The sequence below is a fragment of the Kocuria sp. CPCC 205263 genome (assembly GCF_040981075.1).
Lineage (GTDB): Bacteria > Actinomycetota > Actinomycetes > Actinomycetales > Micrococcaceae > Kocuria > Kocuria rosea.
On the sequence record NZ_JAVKPV010000012.1, the window covers coordinates 1 to 24,099 of the forward strand.

21 protein-coding genes and 1 pseudogene are annotated in these 24,099 nt (G+C 73.0%); 15 read left to right on the top strand and 7 right to left on the bottom strand.

Annotation, left to right across the window (positions count from 1 at the left end; all coding sequences use genetic code 11):
* A pseudogene (locus tag RF647_RS15825) lies at positions 1–107 on the bottom strand (5-dehydro-4-deoxyglucarate dehydratase); the annotation flags it as partial.
* 133 nt (positions 108–240) lie between these two features.
* Positions 241–1,125 carry a LysR family transcriptional regulator gene (locus RF647_RS15830; protein ID WP_368812566.1) on the bottom strand — a complete coding sequence of 295 codons (885 nt, stop codon included), beginning with the start codon at positions 1,123–1,125 and terminating at the stop codon, positions 241–243.
* A gap of 163 nt (positions 1,126–1,288) precedes the next feature.
* On the opposite strand from RF647_RS15830, the gene RF647_RS15835 reads away from it, so the two are divergent.
* From RF647_RS15835 to RF647_RS15850, 4 genes are read left to right on the top strand one after another with little or no spacing between them, the layout of a single operon-like run.
* Positions 1,289–2,290 carry a tripartite tricarboxylate transporter substrate binding protein gene (locus RF647_RS15835; RefSeq protein WP_368812567.1) on the top strand — a complete coding sequence of 334 codons (1,002 nt, stop codon included), beginning with the start codon at positions 1,289–1,291 and terminating at the stop codon, positions 2,288–2,290.
* Between the two features lie 14 nt (positions 2,291–2,304).
* Positions 2,305–2,913, top strand: coding sequence for a tripartite tricarboxylate transporter TctB family protein (locus RF647_RS15840; RefSeq protein WP_368812568.1), 609 nt, complete (start codon positions 2,305–2,307; stop codon positions 2,911–2,913).
* A 39-nt stretch (positions 2,914–2,952) separates the two neighbouring features.
* The gene (locus RF647_RS15845; RefSeq protein ID WP_368812570.1) at positions 2,953–4,506 is read left to right on the top strand and encodes a tripartite tricarboxylate transporter permease; all 1,554 of its coding nucleotides are present in this window, start codon (positions 2,953–2,955) and stop codon (positions 4,504–4,506) included.
* Positions 4,503–4,907, top strand: a complete 405-nt coding sequence (locus RF647_RS15850; protein WP_017834662.1) for a universal stress protein — start codon at positions 4,503–4,505, stop codon at positions 4,905–4,907. The genes RF647_RS15845 and RF647_RS15850 overlap by 4 nt, the downstream gene beginning before the upstream one ends.
* Positions 4,908–4,980: 73 nt before the next feature.
* Here the strand turns inward: RF647_RS15850 and RF647_RS15855 are convergent, their stop codons facing one another.
* A complete protein-coding gene (locus RF647_RS15855; protein WP_368812571.1) occupies positions 4,981–5,979 on the bottom strand; it encodes a LacI family DNA-binding transcriptional regulator in 999 nt (332 codons plus the stop codon).
* A 153-nt stretch (positions 5,980–6,132) separates the two neighbouring features.
* Here RF647_RS15855 and RF647_RS15860 point away from each other — a divergent pair, with 153 nt between their 5' ends.
* The 9 genes from RF647_RS15860 (at position 6,133) to RF647_RS15900 (ending at position 16,310) form a co-directional block, all read left to right on the top strand.
* Complete coding sequence (locus RF647_RS15860) at positions 6,133–7,335, top strand: Gfo/Idh/MocA family protein (RefSeq protein WP_095650257.1); 1,203 nt, start codon at positions 6,133–6,135, stop codon at positions 7,333–7,335.
* Positions 7,332–8,597: a dihydrodipicolinate synthase family protein gene (locus RF647_RS15865; RefSeq protein WP_368812572.1), complete on the top strand. Its 1,266-nt coding sequence runs from the start codon at positions 7,332–7,334 to the stop codon at positions 8,595–8,597. Before RF647_RS15860 ends, RF647_RS15865 begins: the two co-directional genes overlap by 4 nt.
* Positions 8,594–9,493, top strand: coding sequence for a sugar phosphate isomerase/epimerase family protein (locus tag RF647_RS15870; RefSeq protein ID WP_368812573.1), 900 nt, complete (start codon positions 8,594–8,596; stop codon positions 9,491–9,493). The genes RF647_RS15865 and RF647_RS15870 overlap by 4 nt, the downstream gene beginning before the upstream one ends.
* A gap of 40 nt (positions 9,494–9,533) precedes the next feature.
* Positions 9,534–10,703: a glycerate kinase gene (locus RF647_RS15875; protein ID WP_368812574.1), complete on the top strand. Its 1,170-nt coding sequence runs from the start codon at positions 9,534–9,536 to the stop codon at positions 10,701–10,703.
* Between the two features lie 163 nt (positions 10,704–10,866).
* On the top strand, positions 10,867–11,823 hold the full coding sequence (locus RF647_RS15880; RefSeq protein WP_368812575.1) for a carbohydrate ABC transporter permease: 957 nt from the start codon (positions 10,867–10,869) through the stop codon (positions 11,821–11,823).
* Positions 11,816–12,760 (top strand): carbohydrate ABC transporter permease, encoded by a 945-nt coding sequence (locus tag RF647_RS15885; protein WP_172604323.1) that lies wholly within the window; start codon positions 11,816–11,818, stop codon positions 12,758–12,760. Before RF647_RS15880 ends, RF647_RS15885 begins: the two co-directional genes overlap by 8 nt.
* Positions 12,761–12,871: 111 nt before the next feature.
* A complete protein-coding gene (locus RF647_RS15890) occupies positions 12,872–14,260 on the top strand; it encodes a Gfo/Idh/MocA family protein (protein WP_368812576.1) in 1,389 nt (462 codons plus the stop codon).
* Positions 14,257–15,222 carry an NAD-dependent epimerase/dehydratase family protein gene (locus RF647_RS15895; RefSeq protein WP_368812577.1) on the top strand — a complete coding sequence of 322 codons (966 nt, stop codon included), beginning with the start codon at positions 14,257–14,259 and terminating at the stop codon, positions 15,220–15,222. Before RF647_RS15890 ends, RF647_RS15895 begins: the two co-directional genes overlap by 4 nt.
* On the top strand, positions 15,219–16,310 hold the full coding sequence (locus tag RF647_RS15900; protein ID WP_368812578.1) for a mandelate racemase/muconate lactonizing enzyme family protein: 1,092 nt from the start codon (positions 15,219–15,221) through the stop codon (positions 16,308–16,310). Before RF647_RS15895 ends, RF647_RS15900 begins: the two co-directional genes overlap by 4 nt.
* 81 nt (positions 16,311–16,391) lie before the next feature.
* Here the strand turns inward: RF647_RS15900 and RF647_RS15905 are convergent, their stop codons facing one another.
* From RF647_RS15905 to RF647_RS15920, 4 genes are all read right to left on the bottom strand, one after another.
* Complete coding sequence (locus RF647_RS15905) at positions 16,392–17,456, bottom strand: M24 family metallopeptidase (RefSeq protein ID WP_368812579.1); 1,065 nt, start codon at positions 17,454–17,456, stop codon at positions 16,392–16,394.
* On the bottom strand, positions 17,453–19,480 hold the full coding sequence (locus tag RF647_RS15910) for a DUF6807 family protein (RefSeq protein WP_368812580.1): 2,028 nt from the start codon (positions 19,478–19,480) through the stop codon (positions 17,453–17,455). Before RF647_RS15910 ends, RF647_RS15905 begins: the two co-directional genes overlap by 4 nt.
* Positions 19,481–19,579: 99 nt before the next feature.
* Positions 19,580–20,854: an ABC transporter substrate-binding protein gene (locus RF647_RS15915; protein WP_043739617.1), complete on the bottom strand. Its 1,275-nt coding sequence runs from the start codon at positions 20,852–20,854 to the stop codon at positions 19,580–19,582.
* Positions 20,855–21,002: 148 nt separating this feature from the next.
* Positions 21,003–22,136 (bottom strand): mandelate racemase/muconate lactonizing enzyme family protein, encoded by a 1,134-nt coding sequence (locus tag RF647_RS15920; protein WP_368812582.1) that lies wholly within the window; start codon positions 22,134–22,136, stop codon positions 21,003–21,005.
* A 213-nt stretch (positions 22,137–22,349) separates the two neighbouring features.
* Between RF647_RS15920 and RF647_RS15925 the strand changes: the two genes are divergently transcribed.
* Both RF647_RS15925 and purU read left to right on the top strand, forming a co-directional pair.
* Positions 22,350–23,222 (top strand): methylenetetrahydrofolate reductase, encoded by an 873-nt coding sequence (locus RF647_RS15925; RefSeq protein ID WP_368812584.1) that lies wholly within the window; start codon positions 22,350–22,352, stop codon positions 23,220–23,222.
* Positions 23,223–23,239: 17 nt separating this feature from the next.
* Complete coding sequence (purU, locus tag RF647_RS15930) at positions 23,240–24,094, top strand: formyltetrahydrofolate deformylase (protein ID WP_368812640.1); 855 nt, start codon at positions 23,240–23,242, stop codon at positions 24,092–24,094.
* The last annotated feature ends 5 nt before the right edge of the window (positions 24,095–24,099 follow it).

Sequence of the window (24,099 nt, forward strand, 5' to 3'; positions counted from 1 at the left end):
TAGGCGCTCTCGTCGAAGAGCAGGTCCTGGTCGAACGCGGTGACGGGGAAGGACAGCAGACCGTCCTTGAGCTTGTCCGCCAGTTCCTGGGGCGTGTGTGTGGCCACGGTCGTCGTCCTTCGTATGGGTCGAGGTGAGGCGTTCTGCCTGTGAATCACGTCTCACCCTAGGGAGGACTTTTGATGCTGTCCAAGGCCGTTTTTGAATGGAGTCATGCACTGAGGGCATCGATTGCTGGGCTCAGTGCGGCTGGGTGCGCAGGAGGTCGAGCAGATGGTGCAGGGCGGGATTCTTCGAGGTGCGGTCCCACAGGGCGTGCAGCTCGACGGAGCCCGAGGAGCTGCTGGCCAGCCGGTGGTAGGACACACCGTCGATGCCGAGCAGCCGGGCGGACTCCGGGACGAAGGCGATTCCTCGCCCCGCGGCCACGAGCGCCACCATGGTGAGGACCTGGCTGACGGTGTGGACGACGTTGCGGTGCTCCACCTCCACGAGCCGCACCACGTGGTCGTAGAAGTACCGCGCCTTGGTGGGGGAGTGCATGATCAGCGGGAGGTCCTTGAGGTCGGCCGACGTGACGGGCCGCCTGAGGGTGCTCAGCGGGTGGTCGGCCGGGGCGGCGACGTACAGGTCCTCGGCGAGCAGCAGCTGCGACTCGAAGAGCTCCGTGTCGAAGGGCGGGCGGGCGAGCCCGAGGTCGAGGTCGCCGTTCTCGAGCGCCTGCAGCTGCTCGCCGGTCACCAGTTCCTGCAGGTCGACGTCGACGTCCGGCAGCACCCGCTCGATCTCGCTGAGCAGCGGTCCCAGCAGGCTGAACCCGGAGGCCGCCGTGAAGCCGATCCGCAGCACGCCCGAGCGCCCGGCGGCGATCCGCCGCGCCAGCAGCGGCGCCCGGTCGGCGGCGACCACCAGCTTGCGGGTCTCGACCAGGAACGCCCGCCCGGCGGCCGTGAGCGCCACCCGGCGGTTGTCCCGCTCCAGGAGCTCGACCCCCACCGTCTTCTCGAGCTTCTGGATCTGGCGGCTCAGGGGAGGCTGCGTCATGTTGAGCCGCACGGCGGCGCGGCCGAAGTGCAGCTCCTCCGCGACGGCGATGAAGCTCCGTGCCTGATCGAGTGTGAACATCATGTCCTCCGGGTATTACTCAATGCACGAATTGGCTTGGACAGGCATCATCATCCCTCTTTAGGCTCGGGAACCGATCCGCTTGTGATGCCACTCACAGAGGTGCGAGTCCTCTCGCGCCCCGGTCCGGTGGTTCCGATCCCTCACCCCTTCAGGAGAACCCATGAAGAACACCTCGTTCCGCACGGCGCTCGTCGGCGTCACCGCAGCGACCTCGCTCCTCGCGCTCAGCGCGTGCGGCGGCAACGTCGGCGGGGGCGGCAGCGCCTCCGGGGCGGACTTCCCGACGGATCCCATCACCCTGACCGTGGGCCAGGCCGCCGGCGGATCCACCGACCTCATCGCCCGCGCCGTGTCCGACGCCGCCACGGAGGACCTCGGGGTCCCGATGCCGGTCGTGAACAAGCCCGGCGCCAACGGCGCCCTCGCCACCCAGGAGGTCGCCGGCGCGTCCCCCGACGGTCAGAACCTGGTGCTGCTCAACGCCTCGCTGATCACCATCACGCCGCTGGCCGTGGGCGAGGAGGAGGCCGTGTCCCTGGACGACGTCGAGGTGCTCAAGGGCCTGTCCCAGGACGACTACGTGATGGTCGCGAGCAAGGAGTCCGGCTTCGGGACCCTCGAGGACGTGGAGAGCGCCTCCGGCACGTTCAGCTACGGCACCACCGGCGTGGGCACCGGCTCCCAGCTGGCCCAGACCGTGCTGTTCGCGCAGGCCGACATCACCGGCACCGAGGTGCCCTTCGACTCCGGCTCCCCGGCGCTGACTGCCGTGCTCGGCGACCAGGTGCAGGTCGCCACCGTCCAGCTGGGCGAGGCCAAGCCGCAGATCGACGCCGGCGAGGTGACGCCGATCGTGGTGTTCTCCGAGGAGCGCAACGAGTTCCTGCCCGATGTGCCCACCGCCGTCGAGTCCGGCTACGACGTCCCCGTCTCCCAGTACCGGGCGGTGGCCGCTCCCGAGGGGCTCCCGGACGACGTCAAGGCGCGGCTGGTCGAGGCCTTCGATGCCGCCGTGCAGTCGGAGACCTACCAGGACTTCAACGAGCAGAACCTGCTCACCCCGTGGGAGGTCTCCGGCGAGGAGGTCGAGGCGGAGTGGACCGAGCTCGCCGAGCGCTACGAGCAGCTCGTCGAGGAGCACGACATCTCCCTCGCCGAGTAGGGACCGGCGCCGCCATGACGACCACCACGGCCATGACGACCACCACAGCCAGGAGCGACTCCATGAAGCAGTCCCGCCCGGACGACACGGCCTCCGTCGCCGACGTCCTCCACGACCCGGAGACGGCGGTCGAGGAGCTCACCCCGGAGCAGCTCGCCGCCCAGTGGGAGGCCGAGGGGCCCCCGCCCGGCGGCCGCGCGGCGGCCCTCGGCTCGACCCTGGCGGTCACGGTGCTGGCGGCTGCTGCGGCCGTGCTGTCCCTGCGCATGGGACTGGGCACACCGCAGCAGCCGGCCCCCGGCATGTGGCCGTTCGTGGTGAGCGTCGTGGCCGTCGTGATCGGCCTGTCCCACCTGGTCCTGGGCCGGCGCGGAGGAGAGGGGGAGAAGTTCACCCGGGAGTCGCTGCTGGCCGCCTGCGGGCTCGTGACCCTCGTGGGGCTGGTGCTGCTCATGCCCGTGATCGGCTTCGAGATCCCCGCCCTGCTCCTGTCCTTCGTCTGGATGAAGTTCCTGGGCGGCGAGACGTGGCGGGCCGCGACCCTGTACTCCGCGCTCGTCGTCGTCGCCTTCTACCTGATCTTCATCACCGCCCTCGGTACGTCGATCCCGCACCTGTTCTGACGGCCGCCGCCACGGCGGCCACCGACCAAAGGCTCCCGCATGGACTTCCTGCAACCCGCCCTGGACGGCTTCGGCGTCGTCCTCCAACCGACCAACCTCCTGTACTGCCTCCTGGGCGTGACCATCGGCATGCTGATCGGCGTGCTGCCCGGCCTGGGCCCCGCCGCGACCATCGCCATCCTGCTGCCGCTGACCTACGGCATCGAACCGGTGACGGCGATCATCATGCTGGCCGGCATCTTCTACGGGGCCCAGTACGGCGGGACCATCACCTCCGTGCTGCTCCGGCTGCCCGGCGAGGCCAGCTCCGTGGTCACGGTCTTCGACGGCTACATGCTGGCCAAGCAGGGCCGAGCCGGCACCGCGCTGGGCATCGCCGCGATCGGCTCCTTCATCGGCGGCACCGTCGCGATCGTCGGCCTCACCTTCCTGGCCCCGCTCGTCGCCGGCTTCGCCCTCGACTTCGGTCCGCCCGAGTACACCGCGCTCGCCCTGCTCGGCATCCTGCTGGTGGCCACCATCAGCAACGGCAACAAGTCCAAGGCGCTGATCGCCGCGTGCTTCGGGCTGCTGCTGGCCACGGTCGGCCGCGACGTCTTCACCGGAGCCGAACGGCTCACGTTCGGCAACCTCAACCTGGCCGACGGCATCGACTTCGTGCCCGTGGCCATGGGGCTGTTCGGCCTCGGCGAGATCCTGCACAACCTGGAGGAGCGCCACCGTGCGGCCAAGGCGCCCGACAAGGTCTCCAACGTCTGGCCCTCCCGGGCGGATCTCAAGCAGTCGTCCGGGGCCATCGGCCGCGGCTCGGTCCTGGGCTTCTTCCTCGGCATCCTGCCCGGCGGCGGCGCCACGATCTCCTCGATGGCCGCCTACGCCATGGAGAAGAAGCGGGCCAAGCAGCCCGAGCGCTTCGGCCGGGGCGCCATCGAGGGCGTCGCCGGACCGGAGACCGCCAACAACGCGGCGGCCACCAGCTCCTTCATCCCCCTGCTCACCCTGGGCATCCCGGCCAACGCCACGATGGCCCTGATGTTCGGCGCCCTGCTCATCCAGGGTGTCACGCCGGGCCCGCAGCTCGTCCAGCAGGACCCCGAGCTGTTCTGGGGCGTGGTCAACTCCATGTACGTCGGCAACATCCTGCTGCTGATCATGTCGATCCCGTTGATCGGGGTCTTCGTGCGCATCCTCCGGGTGCGGGGCGCCATCCTCGCCCCCATCACCGTGCTCATCACGATGCTGGGCGCCTACACGATCAACAACTCGATGTTCGACGTCATGCTCGTCGTGGTCTTCGGCGCCGTCGGCTACCTCATGAAGAAGTTCGGCTTCGAGCCCGGCCCCCTGGTGCTGGCCTTCGTCCTCGGCTCCCTGCTGGAGTCCAACCTGCGCCGCTCCCTGCTCGTCTTCGAGGGAGACGTCACCGGGTTCTTCACCCGCCCCATCTCGGCGACCCTGCTGCTGCTGTTCGTGCTCGTCGCCGTTCTGCCCGTCATCCAGTCCGCCCTCCGCCGTCGCAGCGCCTCCGGGATGTCCCCCGCGGGACCGTCCGCCGAGGACACCGACCGCACCCCTGTCAAGGAGAACGCATGAGCATCCTCGTCGGTTACGTCCCCACACCCGTCGGCGAGGCCGCCGTCCGGGCCGCCATCGAGGAGGCCCGGCTGCGGGGGGAGCGGTTGCTGATCGTCAACTCCGTGCGCGAGGGCGCCCTGGCGGACAAGTCGGTCGCCTCGGACGACGACCTGCGCCGCGTCACCTCCGCCGCCGAGTCCGCCGGCGTCCCGCACACCGTGCTCCAGCCGTCCCACCGGGACGACCTCGCCCAGGAGATCCTCGATCTCGCCCGCGAGCACGACGTGTCCCGGATCGTCATCGGCCTGCGCCAGCGCTCCCAGGTGGGGAAGTTCATCATGGGCTCGCACGCCCAGCGGATCCTCCTGCAGTCCGACCGGCCGGTCCTGGCCGTGAAGGCCGGGGAGGCGCACCTCTGAGCCCCACCCCCGCACGACCGGGGCGCCGCCGCCGGACAGGAGTCCGGCGGCGGCGCCCTCGGTCGTGGCGCGGTCAGGCGCTCTCGCGCCGCACGATGTCGCCCACCACGTGCTCGATCCGGACCTGGTCGTGGCTCAGGGCGATGTCCGCGGCGGTCTCCCCGATCTGCTCCAGGGGGAAGCGCACGGTGGTCAGGCCCGGGGAGAAGTCCCGCAGGTTGGGGATGTCGTCGAAGCCGGCCACCCGCAGGTCGTCCGGCACCACGAGCCCGGCGTGCCGGAAGCCCGCGATCGCGCCGAGCGCCATGACGTCGTTGCCGACCACGACCGTGAGCCCGCGCACGGCGGCGGCTCCGAGCCGGTCCACCAGCGCCCGTGCGGCCTCGTAGCCGCCCTGGCTGTTGAAGTCCTCCGTGACCTCGGCCTCCGGCTCCAGGCCCGCCCGCTCGAGGGCCGCGCGGAAGCCCGCCCGGCGCTCCGCCGCGCTGGCGAGCTCGTCCGGCCCGCCGAGGAAGGCGAAGCGGGTCCGGCCCGTCCCGATCAGCATGTCCGTCAGGTCGTCGCCGGCGCTGCGGTTGTCGATGGTGACGGCGCCGGCGCCCTCGAGCCAGGCCTGGCCGATGGTCACCACCCGGCCGCCGTTCTTCTGGTAGCGGGTGAGCTCGGCGAGCAGCCGGGGGTCGATCTCCCGCCGCCGCGAGCCCGCCATGATGATCGCGTCGGTGCGGTGGGACGCGAAGGCCGCGACGGCGTCGAGCTGGTCGGTGCCGTCGGTCGCGGCCAGCAGCAGCTGGTGCCGGTCCGCGCGGGCCCGGCGCTGCACGCCCTTGGCGATCGAGGAGAAGTAGGGGTCGGCGATGTCGTGGACCACGAGCCCCACCAGTCCGGTGGTGGACCGCGCCAGCGCCTGCGCCTGGGCGTTGGCCACGTAGCCGAGGGACTCCGCGGCGTCCCGGACGCGCTCCGCGATGTGCTCGGCCGGCCGGCGGTCCGACCCGTTGAGCACCCGGGAGGCCGTGGCCAGGGACACCCCGGCCTCCCGGGCCACCTGGGAGAGGGTCACTGCGCTCATCGTCCGGTCCTGCTTCCTCCTCACCGCATCCGGTGGGCGTCTCGCCCCCGCGCCGGGGAGTCCGGGGCCGGGAACGTGTTGACAATCACACTGAGCCAACCCTAGAGTGGAAAGCGCTTTCCTACAAATTTCCCGAATCCTCTGGAGTTGATGATGTCCGAGCCCCGAGTTCTCCGCATCGCCATGAACGGCATCACCGGCCGCATGGGCTACCGCCAGCACCTGCTGCGCTCGATCCTGCCCATCCGGGACCAGGGAGGAGTGACCCTGCCGGACGGCACCCGCGTGACCGTCGAGCCGATCCTCGTGGGCCGCAACGAGGCCAAGGTCGCCGAGCTGGCGCGCCGGCACGGCGTGGAGCACTGGACCACCGATCTCGACGCGGTCATCGAGGACCCCACCGTGGACGTGGTCTTCGACGCCTCCATGACCAGCCTCCGGGCCGAGACCCTCAAGAAGGCCATGCGCGCCGGCAAGCACGTCTACACCGAGAAGCCGACCGCCGAGACCCTGGACGAGGCGGTGGAGCTGGCGCAGATCGCCCAGGAGCGAGGCGTCACCGCCGGCGTGGTCCACGACAAGCTCTACCTGCCCGGTCTCGTGAAGCTGCGGCGGCTCGTGGACGAGGGCTTCTTCGGCCGGATCCTGTCCCTGCGCGGCGAGTTCGGCTACTGGGTCTTCGAGGGCGAGCACCAGGAGGCCCAGCGCCCGTCCTGGAACTACCGGCGCGAGGACGGCGGGTCCATGACCGTCGACATGTACTGCCACTGGAACTACGTCCTCGAGGGCATCGTGGGCCCGGTCCGGTCCGTCACCTCGACCGCCGTGACGCACATCCCCGCGCGGTGGGACGAGCAGGGCCACGAGTACCCGGCCACCGCGGACGACGCCGCCTACGGCGTCTTCGAGCTCGAGACCCCGGACGGCGACCCCGTGGTCGCCCAGATCAACTCCTCCTGGGCCGTGCGCGTGTACCGCGACGAGCTGGTGGAGTTCCAGGTGGACGGCACCCACGGCTCGGCGGTCGCCGGGCTGAACAAGTGCGTGGCCCAGCAGCGGGCCCACACGCCCAAGCCGGTCTGGAACCCGGACCTGCCCGTCACCGAGTCCTTCCGCGACCAGTGGCTGGAGGTGCCGGCCAACGCGGAGCTGGACAACGGCTTCAAGGCGCAGTGGGAGGAGTTCCTGGCCGACGTCGCAGCGGGCCGCGAACACCGGTTCGGGCTGCTCTCCGCCGCGCGCGGGGTGCAGCTGGCCGAGCTGGGCCTGCGCTCCTCGGCCGAGCGCCGCACCATCGACATCCCGGCGATCGAGCTGTCCCCGGCCGAGCGGCGCACCGCCGAGGCCGTCCGGTGAGCGCCGTGCTCCTGCCCGACGGCAGCGGATCCCGCACCGAGCACGTGCTCTCCGGACCGGGGAGCTGGACCCGGCCGCAGGCGCCCCTCACCGCGCGCAAGGCCTACGCCGCCGCGCACGTGGTGCCCCTGGTGCTCGCGGACAACACCCCCGGGGCGCCGGCGCAGCTGGACTGGGACGCGACCCTGGGCTTCCGCCACGACATCTGGTCCTACGGGCTGGGCGTGGCCGACGCCATGGACACCGCCCAGCGGGGGATGGGCCTGGACTGGCCGGCCACCCAGCAGCTGATCCGGCGCTCGACCGCCGAGGCCTCGGCGGCGCTGGCCACCGGCAACCCGGCCCTGGCGGGCAGGACCGTCCGCGACCTCATCGCGTGCGGGGCGGGCACGGACCAGCTGGACCCGGCGGGCGTCACGCCCGGCGAGACCGGGCTGCGCGCCGTGCTCGAGGCCTACCGGGAGCAGGTCGAGGTGGTCGAGGGCGCCGGGGCGAAGGTCATCCTGATGGCGTCCCGCGCACTGGTGCGGGCCGCCCAGGACGCCGACGACTACCTGCGGGTCTACTCCCAGCTGCTGGGCGAGGCCCGGCATCCCGTGGTCCTGCACTGGCTCGGGACGATGTTCGACCCGGCGCTGGCCGGCTACTGGGGCAGTGACGCGGTGGACACGGCCACGGAGACCTTCCTCGAGCTCATCCGGTCCCACCCGGGGCAGGTCGACGGCGTCAAGGTCTCCCTCCTGGACGCCGCGCACGAGACCCGGCTACGGGCGGCGCTGCCGGAGGGGGTCCGCCTCTACACCGGCGACGACTTCAACTACCCCGAGCTCATCGACGGCGACGGCACCCGGCACTCCGACGCGCTGCTGGGGATCTTCGCCGGCATCTACCCGGCGGCGTCCACCGCGCTGCAGGCCTACGACGCCGGGGAGCCCGGCCGGGCGCGGGCGATCCTCGACGCCACGGAGGAGCTCGGGCGCCACGTCTTCAGCGCCCCGACCTTCTACTACAAGTGCGGCATCGCGTTCCTGTCCTGGCTCAACGGCAGCCAGCCGGGGTTCCAGATGGTCGGCGGACTGCACTCGGGCCGCTCCGTGCCGCACCTGGTCGAGGTGTTCAGGCTGGCCGACCGGGCCGGGCTGCTGCTCGACCCGGAGCTCGCCGCGCGGCGGATGAGCACCTTCCTCGACGCGGCGGGCCTCGGCGCGCCGGTCCTCGCACCGGCTCTCGTGCCGGCTGGCAGCACCGGAGGTGCGGCATGAGCGCGGACTTCCAGCTGTCGCTGAACACGGGCACCACCCGCGGCCTGACCCTGCAGCAGGCGGTGGACGCCACCGCCCGCGCCGGGCTGGGGCACATCGGCGTGTGGCGCGACCGCGTGGCCGAGGCAGGGCTCGAGAACGCGGCCCGGATCATCGAGCAGGCCGGGCTGCAGGTCTCCAGCCTGTGCCGCGGCGGCTTCCTCACGGCGGCCGACGAGGCCGGGCAGCGGGCCGCCCTCGAGAGCAACCGGGCCGCGATCCGGGAGGCCCAGGTCCTGGGCACGAGCGAGCTGATCATGGTCGTCGGCGGCCTGCCCGCCGCCGCCCACGTCCTGGGCGGCGAGGGCGACCGGGGCGACAAGGACGTCGTGGCGGCCCGCGAGCGCGTGGCCGAACGGCTCGCCGAGCTCGTCCCCTACGCCCTCGAGCACGGGGTGCGCCTCGTGCTCGAGGCGCTCCACCCCATGTACGCGGCCGACCGGGCCGTGCTCTCCACGCTCGGGCAGGCCCTGGACCTCGCCGCCCCGCACCCGGTGGACGCCGTGGGCGTGGTGGTGGACACCTTCCACGTCTGGTGGGACCCCGGGCTGGAGACCCAGATCGCCCGGGCCGGCGCGGAGGGCCGGCTGGCGTCCTACCAGGTCTGCGACTTCAACCTGCCGATCGCCTCCGACGCCCTGCTCTCCCGCGGGATGATGGGGGACGGGGTGATCGACTTCGGCTCGATCGGGCGCTGGGTCGCCGCCGCCGGCTACACGGGCCCGGTCGAGGTCGAGATCTTCAACCAGGAGATCTTCGACCAGGACCCGGACGTCGTGCTCGCCGTGATGAAGGAGCGCTGGGAGTCCCTGGTGCTGCCGTCCCTGACCGGCGCACCCGCCCGCGCCACGGCCTGACGTGGGGCCGCACGAGCTCAGTGAGCGGCCCCGGGTGGTCGTGGCCCCGGACAAGTTCAAAGGGTCGCTGACGGCGGCCGAGGCCGCCGCCGTGCTCGCGGCCGGGGTGCGCGAGCACCGGCCCGGGGCCCGGATCCGGGCGGTGCCCCTGGCCGACGGGGGCGAGGGCACGGTCGACGCCGCGGTGGCGGCCGGGGCGCGGCTGCGCCGCACCCTCGTCCGGGGCGCCGTGGAGGGCAGGGTGCGGGCGCGCTGGGCGCTGCTCACGGCGCCCTCCGGCGCCACCACCGCGGTCATCGAGTCCGCCCAGGCGAGCGGGCTGGACCAGGTGCGCCCGAGTCCGGCGACGGCCCGGGCGGCGCACAGCTACGGCTGCGGCCAGCTGATCCGGGCGGCGCTGGACGCCGGGGCGACCGACGTCGTCGTCGGGCTCGGCGGCTCGGCGATGACGGACGGGGGCTCGGGCGCCCTGCGGGCGCTCGGCCTGGACGTCCTCGACGACGACGGCGCGCCCGTCCCCCTGGGCGGGGAGGGGCTGCTGTCCGCCGCCCGCCTGGACGCCTCCGCCCTGGACCCGAGGCTGCGCACGGTGCGGCTGCGGCTGGCCGTGGACGTGCAGAACCCGCTGCACGGCCCCGACGGGGCCGCGCACGTCTTCGCCCCGCAGAAGGGCGCGAACCGCGCCGCCCGGCGCGAGCTGGACGCCGCGCTCCGGCGCTGGGCCGGGCTGCTGGCCGGTCTCGAGGGCGCCCGTCCGTTCCTGCTCCCGGGGGCCGGCGCCGCCGGCGGCTTCCCGTCCGGCTTCCTGGCCCTGACCCCGGCGACGCTCGAGCGCGGCTTCGACCTCGTGTCCTCCCTCGTGGGGCTCGAGGAGCAGCTCGAGGATGCGGACCTGCTCGTCGTCGGCGAGGGGTCGCTGGACGCCCAGTCGCTGCAGGGCAAGGCGCCGCTCGCCGCGGCCGCGCTCGCCGCGGCCCGGGGCGTGCCCGTCGTCGCCGTGGCGGGCCGGCTGGACCTGTCCGCGGAGCAGCTGCGCGGCGCGGGGGTCCTGGCGGCGGCCTCGCTCGTGGGCGTCGCGCCGTCCGTCCGGGCCGCGCAGGACGAGGCGGGGCGCTACGGCCCGCCGGCCACCGTCGAGGCGCTGCGGCTCCTGGCCGGGCTCCCGTCCGACGGCGGGTCGGCCCCGCGACGGGTGCCGACACAACCGTAGATTGTGGTTGACGTCACAGGAACCGGCCACTAGCCTGAACGCAACGCAGCTCTGGAAAACGCTTTCCCACCCGCTCCGAGGAGATACCGATGACAACGAGGCACATCGACACCGAACCGCTCCGGGTCTCCCGGGCGCGGCTGCGCCGAGGGGCGGTCCCGGCATGAGCGTCGTCGAGGAGCTGACCCGGGAGGGCCTGCCCGGGAAGCGGGCCAAGGGTGCGGCCGGCCGGAGGAGGACCCGCGCCGACCGGCGGGACAACAAGGCCGCAGCGGTCTTCCTGGCACCGTGGATCGTGGGGCTGGTGGTCATCACCCTGGGCCCCATGCTGATGTCCCTCTACCTCTCCTTCACCGACTACAACCTCATGCGGGCGCCCGACTGGATCGGGACGGAGAACTTCTCCCGGATGCTGGCGGACGAGCGGCTGCACAACTCGCTGCAGGTGACCTTCACGTACGTGCTCGTCGGGGTGCCGCTGCAGCTCATGCTGGCCCTGGCGATCGCCATGGTCCTCGACCGGGGCCTGCGCGGCCTCGCGTTCTACCGCTCCGTCTTCTACCTGCCCTCGCTGCTCGGCTCCTCGGTGGCCATCGCCATCCTCTGGAAGCAGCTCTTCGGCACCACCGGACTGGTCAACCAGCTCCTGGCCCTCGTGGGCATCGAGGGCATCGGCTGGATCGCCGATCCCCGGACCGCGCTCGGCAGCATCATCCTGCTGCACGTGTGGACCTTCGGGGCGCCGATGATCATCTTCCTCGCGGGCCTGCGCCAGATCCCCACCATGTACTACGAGGCGGCCTCCATCGACGGCGCCGGGAAGATCACAAAGTTCTTCCGGATCACGCTGCCGCTGCTGAGCCCGATCATCTTCTTCAACCTGGTGCTGCAGATCATCCAGGCGTTCCAGTCCTTCACGCAGGCGTTCATCGTCTCCGGCGGCCGCGGAGGTCCGTCCGACTCGACGATGTTCTTCACGCTGTACCTGTACCAGACGGGCTTCGGCCGCTTCGACATGGGCTACGCCGCGGCCATGGCCTGGCTGCTGCTCCTCATCATCGGGGCGTTCACCGCCCTCAACTTCATCGCGTCTAAGTATTGGGTGTTCTACGATGACTAATTCGACAATCGCCGACAGCGCCGTCCGGACGGCCGACCAGGACCTCGTCCCGGCGCAGACCGAGGGCTCGCAGAGCGCCCCGGCGCCGAAGCCCCGCGGTCCGGGGACCCGGGCACGGATCCGCTCCCTGCTCAAGCACCTGGCGCTGATCCTCACCGGCGGCGTGATGATCTACCCGCTGCTGTGGATGGTGGCCAGCTCCCTGCGCCCCGACGACATCATCTTCCGCGAGCCCGGGATCCTGCTGCAGACGCTCGAGACCGCGAACTACTCGGACGGGTGGGGCGCCCTGTCCAGCCCGTTCAGCGTGTACCTGTTCAACTCCGCGGTGGTGGTGCTCGGGTGCATCGTCGGCAACCTGGTCTCCTGCTCCATGGCGGCCTACGCCTTCGCCCGGCTGGAGTTCCGCTTCAAGAAGCCGGCCTTCGCCCTCATGCTCCTCACCATCATGCTGCCGTTCCACGTGGTGATCGTGCCGCAGTACATCATGTTCTCCCAGATCGGGTGGGTGAACACCTTCTGGCCCCTGATCGTGCCGAAGCTGCTCGCCACCGACGCGTTCTTCGTGTTCCTCATGGTGCAGTTCATCCGCGGCATCCCGAAGGACATGGACGAGGCGGCGCGGATCGACGGCGCCGGGCACGCCCGGATCTTCGGGCAGATCATCCTGCCGATGATGGTCCCGGCCCTGGCCACCACCACGATCTTCACGTTCATCTGGACCTGGAACGACTTCTTCAGCGCCCTGATCTACCTGACCGACCCGAACATGTTCACCGTCCCCGTGGCGCTGCGGGCCTTCGTGGACGCCTCCGGGGAGTCCTCGTGGGGATCCCTGTTCGCGATGTCGATCGTGTCCCTGCTGCCGGTGTTCATCGCCTTCCTCGTGGGACAGAAGTTCCTCGTGAAGGGCATCGCCACCACGGGCATCAAGTAGCCGGCGACGGGCCCCGAGCAGGGCCCCCGGTGTCCCCGGCCCGCCCGGGCCGGGGACACCCGGCCGCCCGGCCCGCACCCCCGCACACCCCTCCAGAACCAGGAGCAACCGATGGACAGCGCAGCACACAGCGGCACGGACGGCACGGCACGGCAGGAGAGGCGGACCCGGTACGTCCTGGTCGGCACCGGCAACCGGTGCGAGATGTACCTCCGCTCCCTGCTGGACGACCACGCCGACGTCGCCGAGCTGGTGGCGGTGGGCGACACCAACCCCGGGCGGGCCGAGCACTACCGCCGGCTCGCCGAGGAGACCTCCGGCGTCCGGATCGGCGTCCTGGACCCCGCGGAGCTCACCCGGACGATCCGCGAGCAGGGGATCGACCGGGTCATCATCACCACCCCCGACTTCACCCACGCCGACTACATCTGTCAGACGCTGCGCGCCGGGGCGGACGCCGTCGTCGAGAAGCCCCTGACCGTGGACGCCGAGGGCTGCCGCCGGATCACCGCGGCCGTCGAGGAGACCGGCCGCCACGTAGTGGTCACCTTCAACTACCGGTACTCCCCGCGCAACACCGCCCTCAAGGACGTCGTGCAGTCCGGGGCGATCGGCACGGTCACCTCCGTGGACTTCAGCTGGATGCTCGACACCGTGCACGGCGCCGACTACTTCCGCCGCTGGCACCGGCAGAAGGAGAACTCCGGCGGGCTGCTGGTGCACAAGTCCTCCCACCACTTCGACCTGGTCAACTGGTGGCTGGCCGACACCCCGGAGCGGGTCTTCGCCTCGGGCGGGCTGCGGTTCTACGGCCGGGACAACGCCGAGGCCCGGGCGCGCGCGGGCGCCCCCGCACGGGACGTCGAGGGGGGCGACCCCTTCGCCCTGGACCTGCGCACCGACGAGCGGCTGAGCCGGCTCTACCTCGACCACCAGCACCACGACGGGTACCGCCGGGACCAGGACGTGTTCTCCGACGGGATCAGCATCGAGGACAACCTGGCCCTCGTGGTCGACTACGCCCGCGGCGCCACCCTCTCCTACTCCCTCAACGCGCACTCCCCGTGGGAGGGGTACCGGGTGGCCGTCAACGGCACCGAGGGCCGGGCCGAGCTGGAGGTCGTCGAACGGGCGGCGGTCCTGCCGGCGAGCGGCGGCTCCCCGGTGGACCCCTCGGTCACGGTGGGCCCCCACCGGGGCGGGGCCCGCAGCCGCGGCGAGCGCCTGACCGTCCAGCGCCACTGGGGCGCCGCCGAGGAGGTCGTCATCAGCAACGGAGCGGGCAGCCACGGCGGCGGGGACCGGCTGCTGCTGGCGGACGTCTTCCGCGGCCCCGGCGAGGACCCGTACGGGCGGCCCTCCGGCTACCGGGACGGCGTGGCGGCGGTGGCCGTGGGCATCGCCGGCAACCGCTCCCTCGAGTCCGGGCTGCCCGTCCGGATCGCCGAGCTGGACCTGGGCGCGGCCGCCGGGGCGAGCCGGAGCGAGGTCCCGGCATGAGCCGCGTCCTCGTCACCGGCGGCGCGGGCCGGCTCGGCCGCAGCGTGGTCGCCGGACTGGCGGAGGCCGGCTACGACGTCCTCAGCGTCGACCGGTCCCTGCCCGCCGACCCCGCCGGCTCCCACCCCGCCGTGGAGCACCGCGGCGCGGAGCTCACCGACCCGGACGCCGTGCACGCGCTGATGCGCGCGGCCCGCCCGGACGCCGTGCTCAACCTCGCGGCCATCGCCGTCCCGTTCAGCGCCCCCGAGCACGTCATCCTGCAGACCAACGCGGTGATCGCGCACAACGTGGCCGGCGCGGCGACCGAGGCCGGCGTGCGGCGGATCGTCATGGCCAGCAGCCCCACGGTGCTGGGCTACGGCTCCCCGGCGGGCTGGCTGCCGCCCGCGCTCCCGCTCACCGAGGAGACCCCGCCCCGGCCGTGGCACGCCTACGGGCTGTCCAAGCACGTGGCGGAGCAGGTGGCGCAGATGTTCGCCGCCGCCCGCGGCGAGACCGTGCGCTACGCGTCCTTCCGCCCCTGCTACGTGATCGCCCCCGAGGAGTGGGAGGGCGCCCCGACGCAGCAGGGCCACACCGTGCGGGAGCGGCTCGACGACCCCGCGCTCGCCGCGCCGGCGCTGTTCAACTACGTGGACGCCCGGGACGTCACGGCCTTCCTGGAGGCGCTGCTGGAACGGATGGGCGCGATTTGCAACGGCGACACCTTCCTGGTGGGCGCCGCCGACGCCCTGGCCCGGCGCCCGCTCGCGGAGCTGCTGCCCGAGTTCGTCCCGGGCAGCGAGCAGCTCGCCGCGGGACTGACCGGGACGGCCCCCGCCTTCAGCATCGACAAGGCCCGCCGGGTCCTGGGCTGGGAGCCGGCGCGCAGCTGGCGCACCGAGCTCCGGGAGGAGCCCGTGGCCGCCGCGGCCGGGGAGCCCGCGGGCGCCGGCCGGCACGGGAAGGACACCGCATGAGCATCGCCGCCCTGCACACGGAGCTCATCACGGCCCGGCTGCCGCGCAGCTGGGGGCCGGAGGCCCCGCAGAACCACCTCGTGGCCGTCACGGTCGTGGCCGACGACGGCGCCACCGGCACGGGCTTCTCCTGGACCCCGACGATCGGGGCGACGGCCGTGAAGGCGCTCCTCGACGACGACCTCGCGGGCTTCGTGCGCGGGCGCACCGAGAACCCCGAGGCCCTCTGGGACGACGCCTGGAAGCACCTGCACGAGGGCGGCGCCGGGCTGACCGGCGTGGCGCTCGCGGGCGTGGACCTCGCGCTGTGGGACCTGCGGGCGCGCCGGGCCGGGGTCTCGATCACCTCGCTGCTGGGCCGCCGGCAGGAGAGCGTGGCCGTCTACGGCTCCGGCGTGAACCTGCACTACACCCTTGAGGAGCTGCAGGAGCAGGTGCGCCGGTGGGTCGCCGCCGGCTTCGGCGCGGTCAAGATCAAGGTGGGCAGGGCCGACCTGCGCGAGGACGTGGAGCGCGTGGCGGCCGTCCGGGAGCTGCTCGGCCCGCACCGCGGGCTCATGGTCGACGCCAACCAGCGGTGGGACCTGCCCACGGCGCGCCGGGCCCTGGACGCCCTCGCCGAGTTCGGGCCGTCGTGGCTGGAGGAGCCGCTGCGCGCCGACGACCTCGAGGGCTACCGGCAGCTGCGCCGGTTCAGCCGGGTCCCCATCGCCCTGGGGGAGAACCTGCACAACGTCTACCGCTTCCGGGACTTCATCACGGCCGGCGCCGTGGACGTCGTCCAGCCGAACATCGTCCGGGTGGGCGGCATCACGCCGTTCCGGCGGATCGTGGAGCTCGCGCGCACGCACAGCGTGGGGATCGCCCCGCACCTGCTGCCGGACCTCTCCGGGCAGCTGGCCCTGACTCTCGCCGAGCCCACCACGGTCGAGGTCGTGGAGGACGCCGGGTTCGCGGACCTCGGGATCCTGGACGGGCCGTCCCCGGTCGTGGTGACCGGCTCGCGGCTGGAGACCCGGGACCTGCCCGGTCTCGGCCTGGTCCTGCAGCAGCAGGCGCTGCCCGCCCTGGACGGTGCGCGTCCCTGAGCACCGGAGCCCGGACCGCCGGAAGGCCCGCACCCCCGGGGGTGCGGGCCTTCCTGCTCGGTGCGGACGGACGGGGCCGCGTCAGCGCTCCAGCACGGCCGGGCGGTCCCGGCCCCGGACCCGGACCACGGGCCAGCGCGGGTCCACGGACAGGGGCACGACGCCGCCGGGACCCAGCAGCACCGTGTCCTCGATCTTCGTGCCCGGCGCGGACGGGTTCCACGTGAAGGCCTGGTGCTCGTGCACGAGGTCCGGCACCCCGGGGGCGAGCCGCGGGTCCCGCCCGGCGTACCCGGCGGGCCCGCCCTGGTGGTGGCGGGTCCACTCCTCGGCGTCGAAGCCGTGGCGCGGATAGGCGTGCCGGAGCACCGGCAGCAGGTCGGCGAGGGGCAGCCCGGGGCGCAGCGCGTCGAGGACGTCGGCCTCGACCTCCGCGATCCTCGCCTCCGCGTCCGTCTCGGCGGGCTCGGCCGGGCCGAAGCGTACCCAGCGGGTCGCGTTGGCGATGAGTCCGCCGCGGCGGGCGCAGACGACCGCCATCGCGCGCCGGCCCAGGGGCCCGGCGGTCGGCAGGGGGTGGCGGTGGGGCAGGCGGTCGGCGCCCCCGCACAGCACCACGACGGGTTCCGCGCCCGCGCGCACCAGGCCGGCGGTCAGCTCGGCGGCGAGCTCCCGCTCGGTGGTGCGCGGGGTCGCCCGGGTCAGCGCCCCGGTCAGCACCGCCGCGGCGTCCCGGCACAGCTGCGCGTAGCGCTGCGCCTCGCCGGGGAGCAGGGATGCCCGCGCCGCCCGCAGCGGTGCGGCGACGCACTCCTCGGCGGCCACGGCCATCGCACGCGCCCCGGGGAACCAGTCCTCCGGCGCCGTGAGGGACCCGTGCCAGGGCACCTCGTGCAGCCGGACGCCCGCGGGCAGCTCCTCGGCCACCAGGCGGGCGGCCTCGTTGGGGGAGGTCACGACCTCGTCGCCGTCCCGGTGCACCAGGACCGCGGCCACCGGCGGACCGGCGAGCGAGACGTGCACGCGCGCGCCGTCGAGGTACCAGGACACGGCGGAGTGGCTCTGCAGCAGCACGGCGTCCACCCCGTGCGCGTCCAGCACCCGCAGGACCCGCCGGCGCTTCTCCGCCCGCTCCGGGGCGCTCACGCGGTCCGGCCCCGGGCCGCGTCCCCGAGCAGGGCCTCCACCCGGGGGGTGTCGAGACGGCCGTCGACGACGAGCACGCGCACCTCCCGCTCGACCGGCCGGTCCGTCGTCGTGGTGACGGGCGCGTCCCAGGCCAGGGCGAGGCCCACCCCCGGGTACCCGGCGTGCCGGACGAACCAGGGGTCGGCCGAGTCGTCGCCGCGCCGCAGGACGAGGGTCGCGGGGCGCCCCGCGAACTCGGCGGAGAACGCCAGCCACGGGGAGGTGCTGCCGTGCACGGCCTGCTCGCCCGCCGCGTCCGCGGTGAACACGTCCGCGTCGGTGCAGGCGGGGAGCCGCCAGAAGAACCCCCCGTAGCCGCCGCCGGCCCGCCCGTTGGAACCGGGGCTGCCGAGCCGCACCGGGTGGTCGCCGGCGGGGGAGAGGCGGAAGCGCAGGCCGAGCTCCCAGGCGTGCTCGTGCACGGGTCGGAACGTCCAGCGGCGCTCCTCGGTCAGCACCGCGGCGCCGTTCGGGCCCGTCCAGGCGAGCTCCTCGTCCAGGCGGTCGCCGGCGTGGTGCGCCGCGACCCGGAGCACGCGGCCGTGGTCCTCCCGCCACACGTAGCGCTGCGCCTCCCGGGTGTAGGTACGCCCGCCCCAGAAGTTGAGGCCGTCCACGTCCTGGAGCGCCGTGCCGACCCCCAGGTGCCAGACGTGGTCCAGGGGCTGCTGGTCCGTGAGGACGACGCCGCCGAGGGTCCGCACGGGGTGCAGGAACGGGCGGGGGGAGGAGGTCGGGGCGACGTCCTCGCCCGTGCGGACCTGCGCGACCTCGCGCTCGCCGAGGAGCACGCTCCCGCTCGTGGCGGCGGGGTTCGCCCAGGGGGCGCCCAGGCCGGCGAAGTCCGACTGCGCCCTGACCGCCCGCGCCGCCCAGTCCTCGATCCCGTCGAGGACGGCGCGCGGTGCCGTCCCGTCCTCCTGGTGCCAGCGGACGTGCTCGGGGGCGATCGGGACGGGGTCCGGGGCGGTGCGGACGGCGTCCAGCACCCGCACGAAGGCCCCCGTGGCGACCAGCGGGCACAGCAGCGCGGTGCCCCGGGCCCGGGCGTCGATCAGGTTCTCGAGCAGGTTCGTGCGCCCGGACTCGACGACCCGCGTCCCCTCCGGGCCCGTGACGGTCAGCCGGTCCTGGGTGTAGTGCAGGACGGCCTGCCCCTCCGTGCCCTCCACGGTGATGAACGGGTCCTGCTGCTCGGCGGCGCACAGGGTCAGGGCGCACGTGACCGGGATCCCGGCCGCGGTGCGCACCCGGACCACCGAGGTGTCGTCGGACTCGATGGCGTTGGCGCGGTAGAGCTCGGTGCGCAGCTCGGCGACGTCCTCGCGGGTGCGGGCGCCGGCGAGGTGCAGGGCGGTCATCACCGCGTGGGCCAGCGGGTTGGTGACCACGCCGTCCACCACGTCCACCCCGCCGATGCGGCGCCGCCCGGCCCACGGGGACCGGGTGAAGTAGTCGGTGTCCCGGGACCACAGCCCCGTGGCGCCCACCGCGCGCAGCCGCCCGATCTCCCCGCTCGCGAGCAGCTGCTCGACGACCTCCAGGGAGTGGGAGCCCAGGCTCTGGAAGCCCACCTGGACGAGCCGGTCCGCCGCCCCGGCGGCCTCGAGGAGACGGTCGAACTGGTCGAGGTTGGCCACGGGGGGCTTCTCGAGCAGGACGTCGGCCCCCATCCGGAGGGCGGCCAGGGCGAGGTCGAAGTGGGTGTCGATGGGGGTGGAGACCACCACGACGTCCACGTCCGGGCCGGCGTCCTCCAGCTGCGCCAGGTCGCCGAACATGGGCACGTCCGGTCCGAGCACCCCGCCGTCGTCGACCCGCCGGTCGACGGCCGCCACCAGGCGGACGCGGCCCTCCTCCTCGAGCCGGCGGATGTTCGCGAGGTGGCGTCCGCCGAAGCCGCCGATCCCCACCAGGCAGACGCGCACGGGTCCCTCCGGCGCGGTGCGGGCGGCGGGGGCGGACACGGTCTGGGTCTGCACAGGTTCTCCTGGATTCGGCGGGCGGGTTCGGCGGGCGGGGGCAGGTGGAGCCGCGGGCGCCGGACGGTGCCGTCCGGCACCCGCGGAGTGTGCGGGGGGTCAGCTGATCGCCGACTCCATCTCGGACATCATGCGCTCGGCGGCCTCCTCGGGGGTCGAGCGCTCGAAGAGCACGTCGAGCTCGTAGCGGTAGATGATCTCCTGCAGGGTGCTGAAGCCCAGCGGCGGGACCGGCAGCGCCTCGCCCAGCTCGGGCTGGATCTCCTCGACGAACTCCGCGGCCGCGGTGTCCGCCTCGCTGAGCTCGGGCAGCACGGCCTCGCGCACCGTCTCGTTGGCGGGCAGGCCGCGGTCCGCGAGGTTGATCTTGCCGGCCTCCTCGCTGTTGACCATGAAGTCGATGAACGCCTTGACCTCCTCGGGGTGCTCGGTGCGGGCGGAGGCGGACATGAACATCGCCGACTTCTGGAAGAGCTGCGCGCCGCCCTCGGTGCCGTCGGTGCTCGGGAAGCGGAGCGGGACCAGCTGGTTGCCGGACGCGGCGTTGAGGGCGCTCAGCTGGTTGGTCCACCACATGCCCATGGCCGCGCCGTTGGTGCCGGTCAGCGACTGGTCGGGGCCCGGCTCCTGGTCCTCCGTGACCACCGAGGCCGGGGGCAGGGCGCCGTCCTCCATCATCTGGTGCCACATGCCCAGGTAGCCGGCGGCGTCGCTGGCCTCGAAGCCGAGCTGCCCCTCGGGCGTGGTGAGCTCCTTGCCCTGCTGGCGCAGCCAGATCTGGAAGCCGGCCGGCTCGTTCGGGCCGCTGGTGCCGTGGACGTCCGTGTTCTCGGCGATCTGCTGGGAGACCTCGGAGAAGTCGTCCCAGGTCCACGTGGAGTCGTCCGGCAGCTCGACCCCGGCCTCCTCGTAGATGGTGGGGTTCGCCATCATCGCCATCACGTTGACGCCCGTGGCCACGCCGAAGAGGCCCTCCTCGGTCCGGCCGCTGTCCACGACGCCCTCGTCGAGCTCGGCGACGTCCACGTCGGAGAGGTCCAGCAGCGCGCCGTTGTCCGCGTACTCGCGCAGGTACTTCTCGTCCATCTGGATGATGTCCGGGGCGTCGCTGGAGGCCGTCTGCGTGGCCAGCTTGTCCCAGTAGCCGCCGAAGTCGCCGTACTCGCCCACGATGGTGACCCCCGGGTTCTGCTCCTCGAAGGCGTCGATGATCTCCTGCGTCTGCTGGTGGCGGGTGTCGGAGCCCCACCAGGCGAAGCGCAGCTCGACGTTGCCGTCGGCGTTCGCGTCGTCGGCGCCGCCGCAGCCGGTCAGGGCCAGCGCCGACACGCTGAGGACGGTGGCGGCCTTCGCGAGGGTTCCCGTTCGCTTCATGCTGATCATGTCTCCTATGGGTCGAGGCAACGCGTTCTGGAAAGCGTTTTCCCGAGCGTAGCTGTGACCTGCCTCACGGGTCAAGAGGTCGCTCGGATTTCGTCGGCCGTGTCGCGCCGGCGCCCGCCGGGGGCGCCGGCCGCGGTGTCTACGACCGGCCGAAGGCCACGCTGTCCGTGGTCCAGGCGCGGGCCTGGCCGCTGAGCGTGACGCCCAGCCCGGGGCGGTCGGGGACGAGCATGCGCCCGTCCCGGGTCTCCAGGCGCTCCTCGAAGAGGGGGTCGAGCCAGTCGAAGTGCTCCACCCACGGCTCGCGCGGATAGGCCGCCGCCAGGTGCAGGTGGATCTCCATGGCGAAGTGGGGGGCCAGCCCCAGTCCGCGCTGGTCGGCCAGGGCCGCCAGGCGCAGGAACTGGGTGATGCCCCCCACGCGCGGGGCGTCGGGCTGGATGATGTCGCAGGCCCGGGCGTCGATGAGCCGGACGTGCTCCGCGACGGAGGCGAGCATCTCGCCGGTGGCGATCGGCGTGTCCAGAGCCGCGGCCAGCTGGGCGTGGCCCTCGGCGTCGTAGGCGTCCAGGGGCTCCTCGATCCAGACGAGGTCGAACTCCTCCAGCCGGCGGCCCATGCGCAGGGCCGTGGCGCGGTCCCACTGCTGGTTGGCGTCGACCATCAGGGGCACGCCCGCACCGATGTGCTCGCGGACGCCCGCCACGCGGCGCAGGTCCTCGGCGGAGTCGGGCAGGCCCACCTTGATCTTGATCCCGCCGATGCCCTCCTCGAGGGAGCGGGTGGCGCGGTCCCGGACCTCCTCCAGGGAGGCGTTGAGGAACCCGCCGGAGGTGTTGTAGGTCCGCACGGAGTCCCGGTGGGCGCCCAGCAGCTTGGCCAGCGGCAGCCCGGCGCGCTTGGCCTTGAGATCCCAGAGGGCCACGTCGATAGCGGCCAGCGCCTGGGTGGCCACTCCGGAGCGGCCCACGGAGGCGCCCGCCCACAGCAGCTTGTCGTACACCCTGGCGATGTCGTTGGGGTCCTCGCCGATCAGGCCCTCCGCCACCTCCTTCGCGTGGGCGTACTGGGCGGGGCCCCCGGCGCGCTTGGAGTAGCTGAAGCCCATCCCGGTGTGCCCCTGCGCCGTGCTGATCTCGGCGAAGAGGAACACGACCTCGGTCATCGGCCGCTGCCGGCCGGTGAAGACCTTGGCGTCGGAGATCGGGGTGCTCAGCGGCAGGGTGGCGGTGGAGAGCTGGACGTGGCGAACCGTGTCCGGGGTGTACGGCATGGCGGGATCCTCGAGGGTCTCGGTGGCGGCGGTCAGAATGAATAGTACAAATAAATAATTTGTATGACTAGTGTTCGCGGGGCACCCCGGGCCGCCCGGCACCGAAACACTCTGTACATAGTTATTGTGACCTGCGACACTGGCGGCGAGACCGTGTGAACCCCACGCCCGCGGCGCGCCCCCGGGCACGCACCGCGGAAAGGATGTGGACCGATGCCGATCGACCCGCCCCACGCCGGACCGGCCGCCGCGCTGCTCCGGGACTTCTCCCTCGAGATGACGGGCAAGGACGTGCCGGCCCTGGAGGAGGCCGCCGCCGTGGTCCCGGCGGGGACCCGGATCAACGTGACCTTCCTCGGCAACGAGGACCTGGGCATGCGCGTGGCCGCGGCCCGCGCGGTGCGCGAGCACGGCTTCGTCCCCGTGCCCCACCTCTCGGCGCGGAGGCTGCGCTCCCAGGGCGAGCTCGAGGAGTTCCTCGCGGCGCTCGCGGAGGTCGGCGCCGCCGAGCACGTGTTCGTGGTGGGCGGGGACCCCGAGACCCCCGAGGGCCCCTACCCGGACTCCCTCTCCGTCATCCGCACCGGAGTGCTCCCGCGGCACGGCGTGCGGGGTGTGGGCGTCAGCGGCTACCCGGAGGGCCACCCCGGCATCGACGACGCCGCCCTCTGGTCCGCCCTGATCGACAAGACCGCCGCGATCCGCGAGCAGGGCCTCGAGCCCGAGATCATCACCCAGTTCGGCTTCGACAAGGACCCGGTCCTGGAGTGGCTGGCCGAGGTGCGCCGCCGCGGCGTCGACACCCCGGTGCGGATCGGGGTGCCCGGGCCGGCGGGCGTCCGGCGGCTGCTCGGCTACGCGCGCCGCTTCGGCGTGGGCACCTCGGCGGGGATCGTCCAGAAGTACGGCTTCTCCCTGACCAACCTGCTGGGCACCGCGGGCCCGGACCGCTTCCTGCGCGACCTCGCCGCCGGCCTCGACCCCGCCGTCCACGGGCAGGTGCTGCTGCACTTCTACACCTTCGGCGGACTCCGGGCCACGGCCGAGTGGGTCCGCGAGTTCGGGACGGACGGGAGGACCCCGTGAGCGCGGCCCGCCCGTCGATGCTCCGCCCGGACCACGCCAGCCTCGTGGTGCACGGCCGGGACCAGCCGGGGATCGTCGCCGTCGTCACCGACGTCCTCGCCCGGCACGGCGCGAACATCGTGGCCCTCGACCAGCACTCGGACGACCCCGAGGGCGGGGCGTTCTTCCAGCGCACCGTCTTCCACCTGCCCGGCTACCCGGCCCTGCGGCCGGCGCTCGAGCAGGACCTCGGCGCGGCCCTCGGGGACGGGTTCGAGCTGGAGTGGCGGTTCACGGACCTCTCGGTGCCGCGGCGCGTGGCGATCTTCGCCTCGAAGTCCGACCACTGCCTGCTCGACCTCGTCTGGCGCCAGCGCCGGGGCGAGCTGCCCATGACGATCTCCATGGTCGTCTCCAACCACCCCGACATGGCCGAGGACGTCCGCGGCTTCGGCATCCCCTTCTTCCACGTCCCCACCCAGGACAAGGCCGCGGCCGAGGCGGAGCACCTGCGCCTGCTGCAGGGCAACGTCGACCTCGTGGTCCTCGCCCGCTACATGCAGATCCTGTCCTCCACTTTCCTGACCGAGGTCGGGGCGCCGGTGATCAACATCCACCACTCGTTCCTGCCGGCCTTCATCGGGGCCGAGCCGTACCGCAAGGCCAAGGAGCGGGGCGTGAAGATCATCGGCGCCACCGCGCACTACGTCACCGAGGACCTCGACGAGGGCCCGATCATCGAGCAGGACGTGGTGCGGGCCTCGCACCGGGACTCCGCGCAGGAGCTCGCCCGTCGCGGCGCGGACGTGGAGCGCCAGGTGCTCTCCCGCGCCGTGCTGTGGCACTGCCAGGACCGCATCATCCGGCACGACCGCCAGACCATCGTGTTCTGATCCCC

What these genes read in the sequence shown, in the direction of transcription:
- RF647_RS15830 (WP_368812566.1), bottom strand. Translation starts at nt 1,125, where the DNA reads ATGTTCACACTCGATCAGGCACGGAGCTTCATCGCCGTCGCGGAGGAG.
- RF647_RS15835 (WP_368812567.1), top strand. Translation starts at nt 1,289, where the DNA reads ATGAAGAACACCTCGTTCCGCACGGCGCTCGTCGGCGTCACCGCAGCG.
- RF647_RS15840 (WP_368812568.1), top strand. Translation starts at nt 2,305, where the DNA reads ATGACGACCACCACGGCCATGACGACCACCACAGCCAGGAGCGACTCC.
- RF647_RS15845 (WP_368812570.1), top strand. Translation starts at nt 2,953, where the DNA reads ATGGACTTCCTGCAACCCGCCCTGGACGGCTTCGGCGTCGTCCTCCAA.
- RF647_RS15850 (WP_017834662.1), top strand. Translation starts at nt 4,503, where the DNA reads ATGAGCATCCTCGTCGGTTACGTCCCCACACCCGTCGGCGAGGCCGCC.
- RF647_RS15855 (WP_368812571.1), bottom strand. Translation starts at nt 5,979, where the DNA reads ATGAGCGCAGTGACCCTCTCCCAGGTGGCCCGGGAGGCCGGGGTGTCC.
- RF647_RS15860 (WP_095650257.1), top strand. Translation starts at nt 6,133, where the DNA reads ATGTCCGAGCCCCGAGTTCTCCGCATCGCCATGAACGGCATCACCGGC.
- RF647_RS15870 (WP_368812573.1), top strand. Translation starts at nt 8,594, where the DNA reads ATGAGCGCGGACTTCCAGCTGTCGCTGAACACGGGCACCACCCGCGGC.
- RF647_RS15880 (WP_368812575.1), top strand. Translation starts at nt 10,867, where the DNA reads ATGAGCGTCGTCGAGGAGCTGACCCGGGAGGGCCTGCCCGGGAAGCGG.
- RF647_RS15885 (WP_172604323.1), top strand. Translation starts at nt 11,816, where the DNA reads ATGACTAATTCGACAATCGCCGACAGCGCCGTCCGGACGGCCGACCAG.
- RF647_RS15890 (WP_368812576.1), top strand. Translation starts at nt 12,872, where the DNA reads ATGGACAGCGCAGCACACAGCGGCACGGACGGCACGGCACGGCAGGAG.
- RF647_RS15895 (WP_368812577.1), top strand. Translation starts at nt 14,257, where the DNA reads ATGAGCCGCGTCCTCGTCACCGGCGGCGCGGGCCGGCTCGGCCGCAGC.
- RF647_RS15900 (WP_368812578.1), top strand. Translation starts at nt 15,219, where the DNA reads ATGAGCATCGCCGCCCTGCACACGGAGCTCATCACGGCCCGGCTGCCG.
- RF647_RS15915 (WP_043739617.1), bottom strand. Translation starts at nt 20,854, where the DNA reads ATGAAGCGAACGGGAACCCTCGCGAAGGCCGCCACCGTCCTCAGCGTG.
- RF647_RS15920 (WP_368812582.1), bottom strand. Translation starts at nt 22,136, where the DNA reads ATGCCGTACACCCCGGACACGGTTCGCCACGTCCAGCTCTCCACCGCC.
- RF647_RS15925 (WP_368812584.1), top strand. Translation starts at nt 22,350, where the DNA reads ATGCCGATCGACCCGCCCCACGCCGGACCGGCCGCCGCGCTGCTCCGG.
- purU (WP_368812640.1), top strand. Translation starts at nt 23,240, where the DNA reads ATGCTCCGCCCGGACCACGCCAGCCTCGTGGTGCACGGCCGGGACCAG.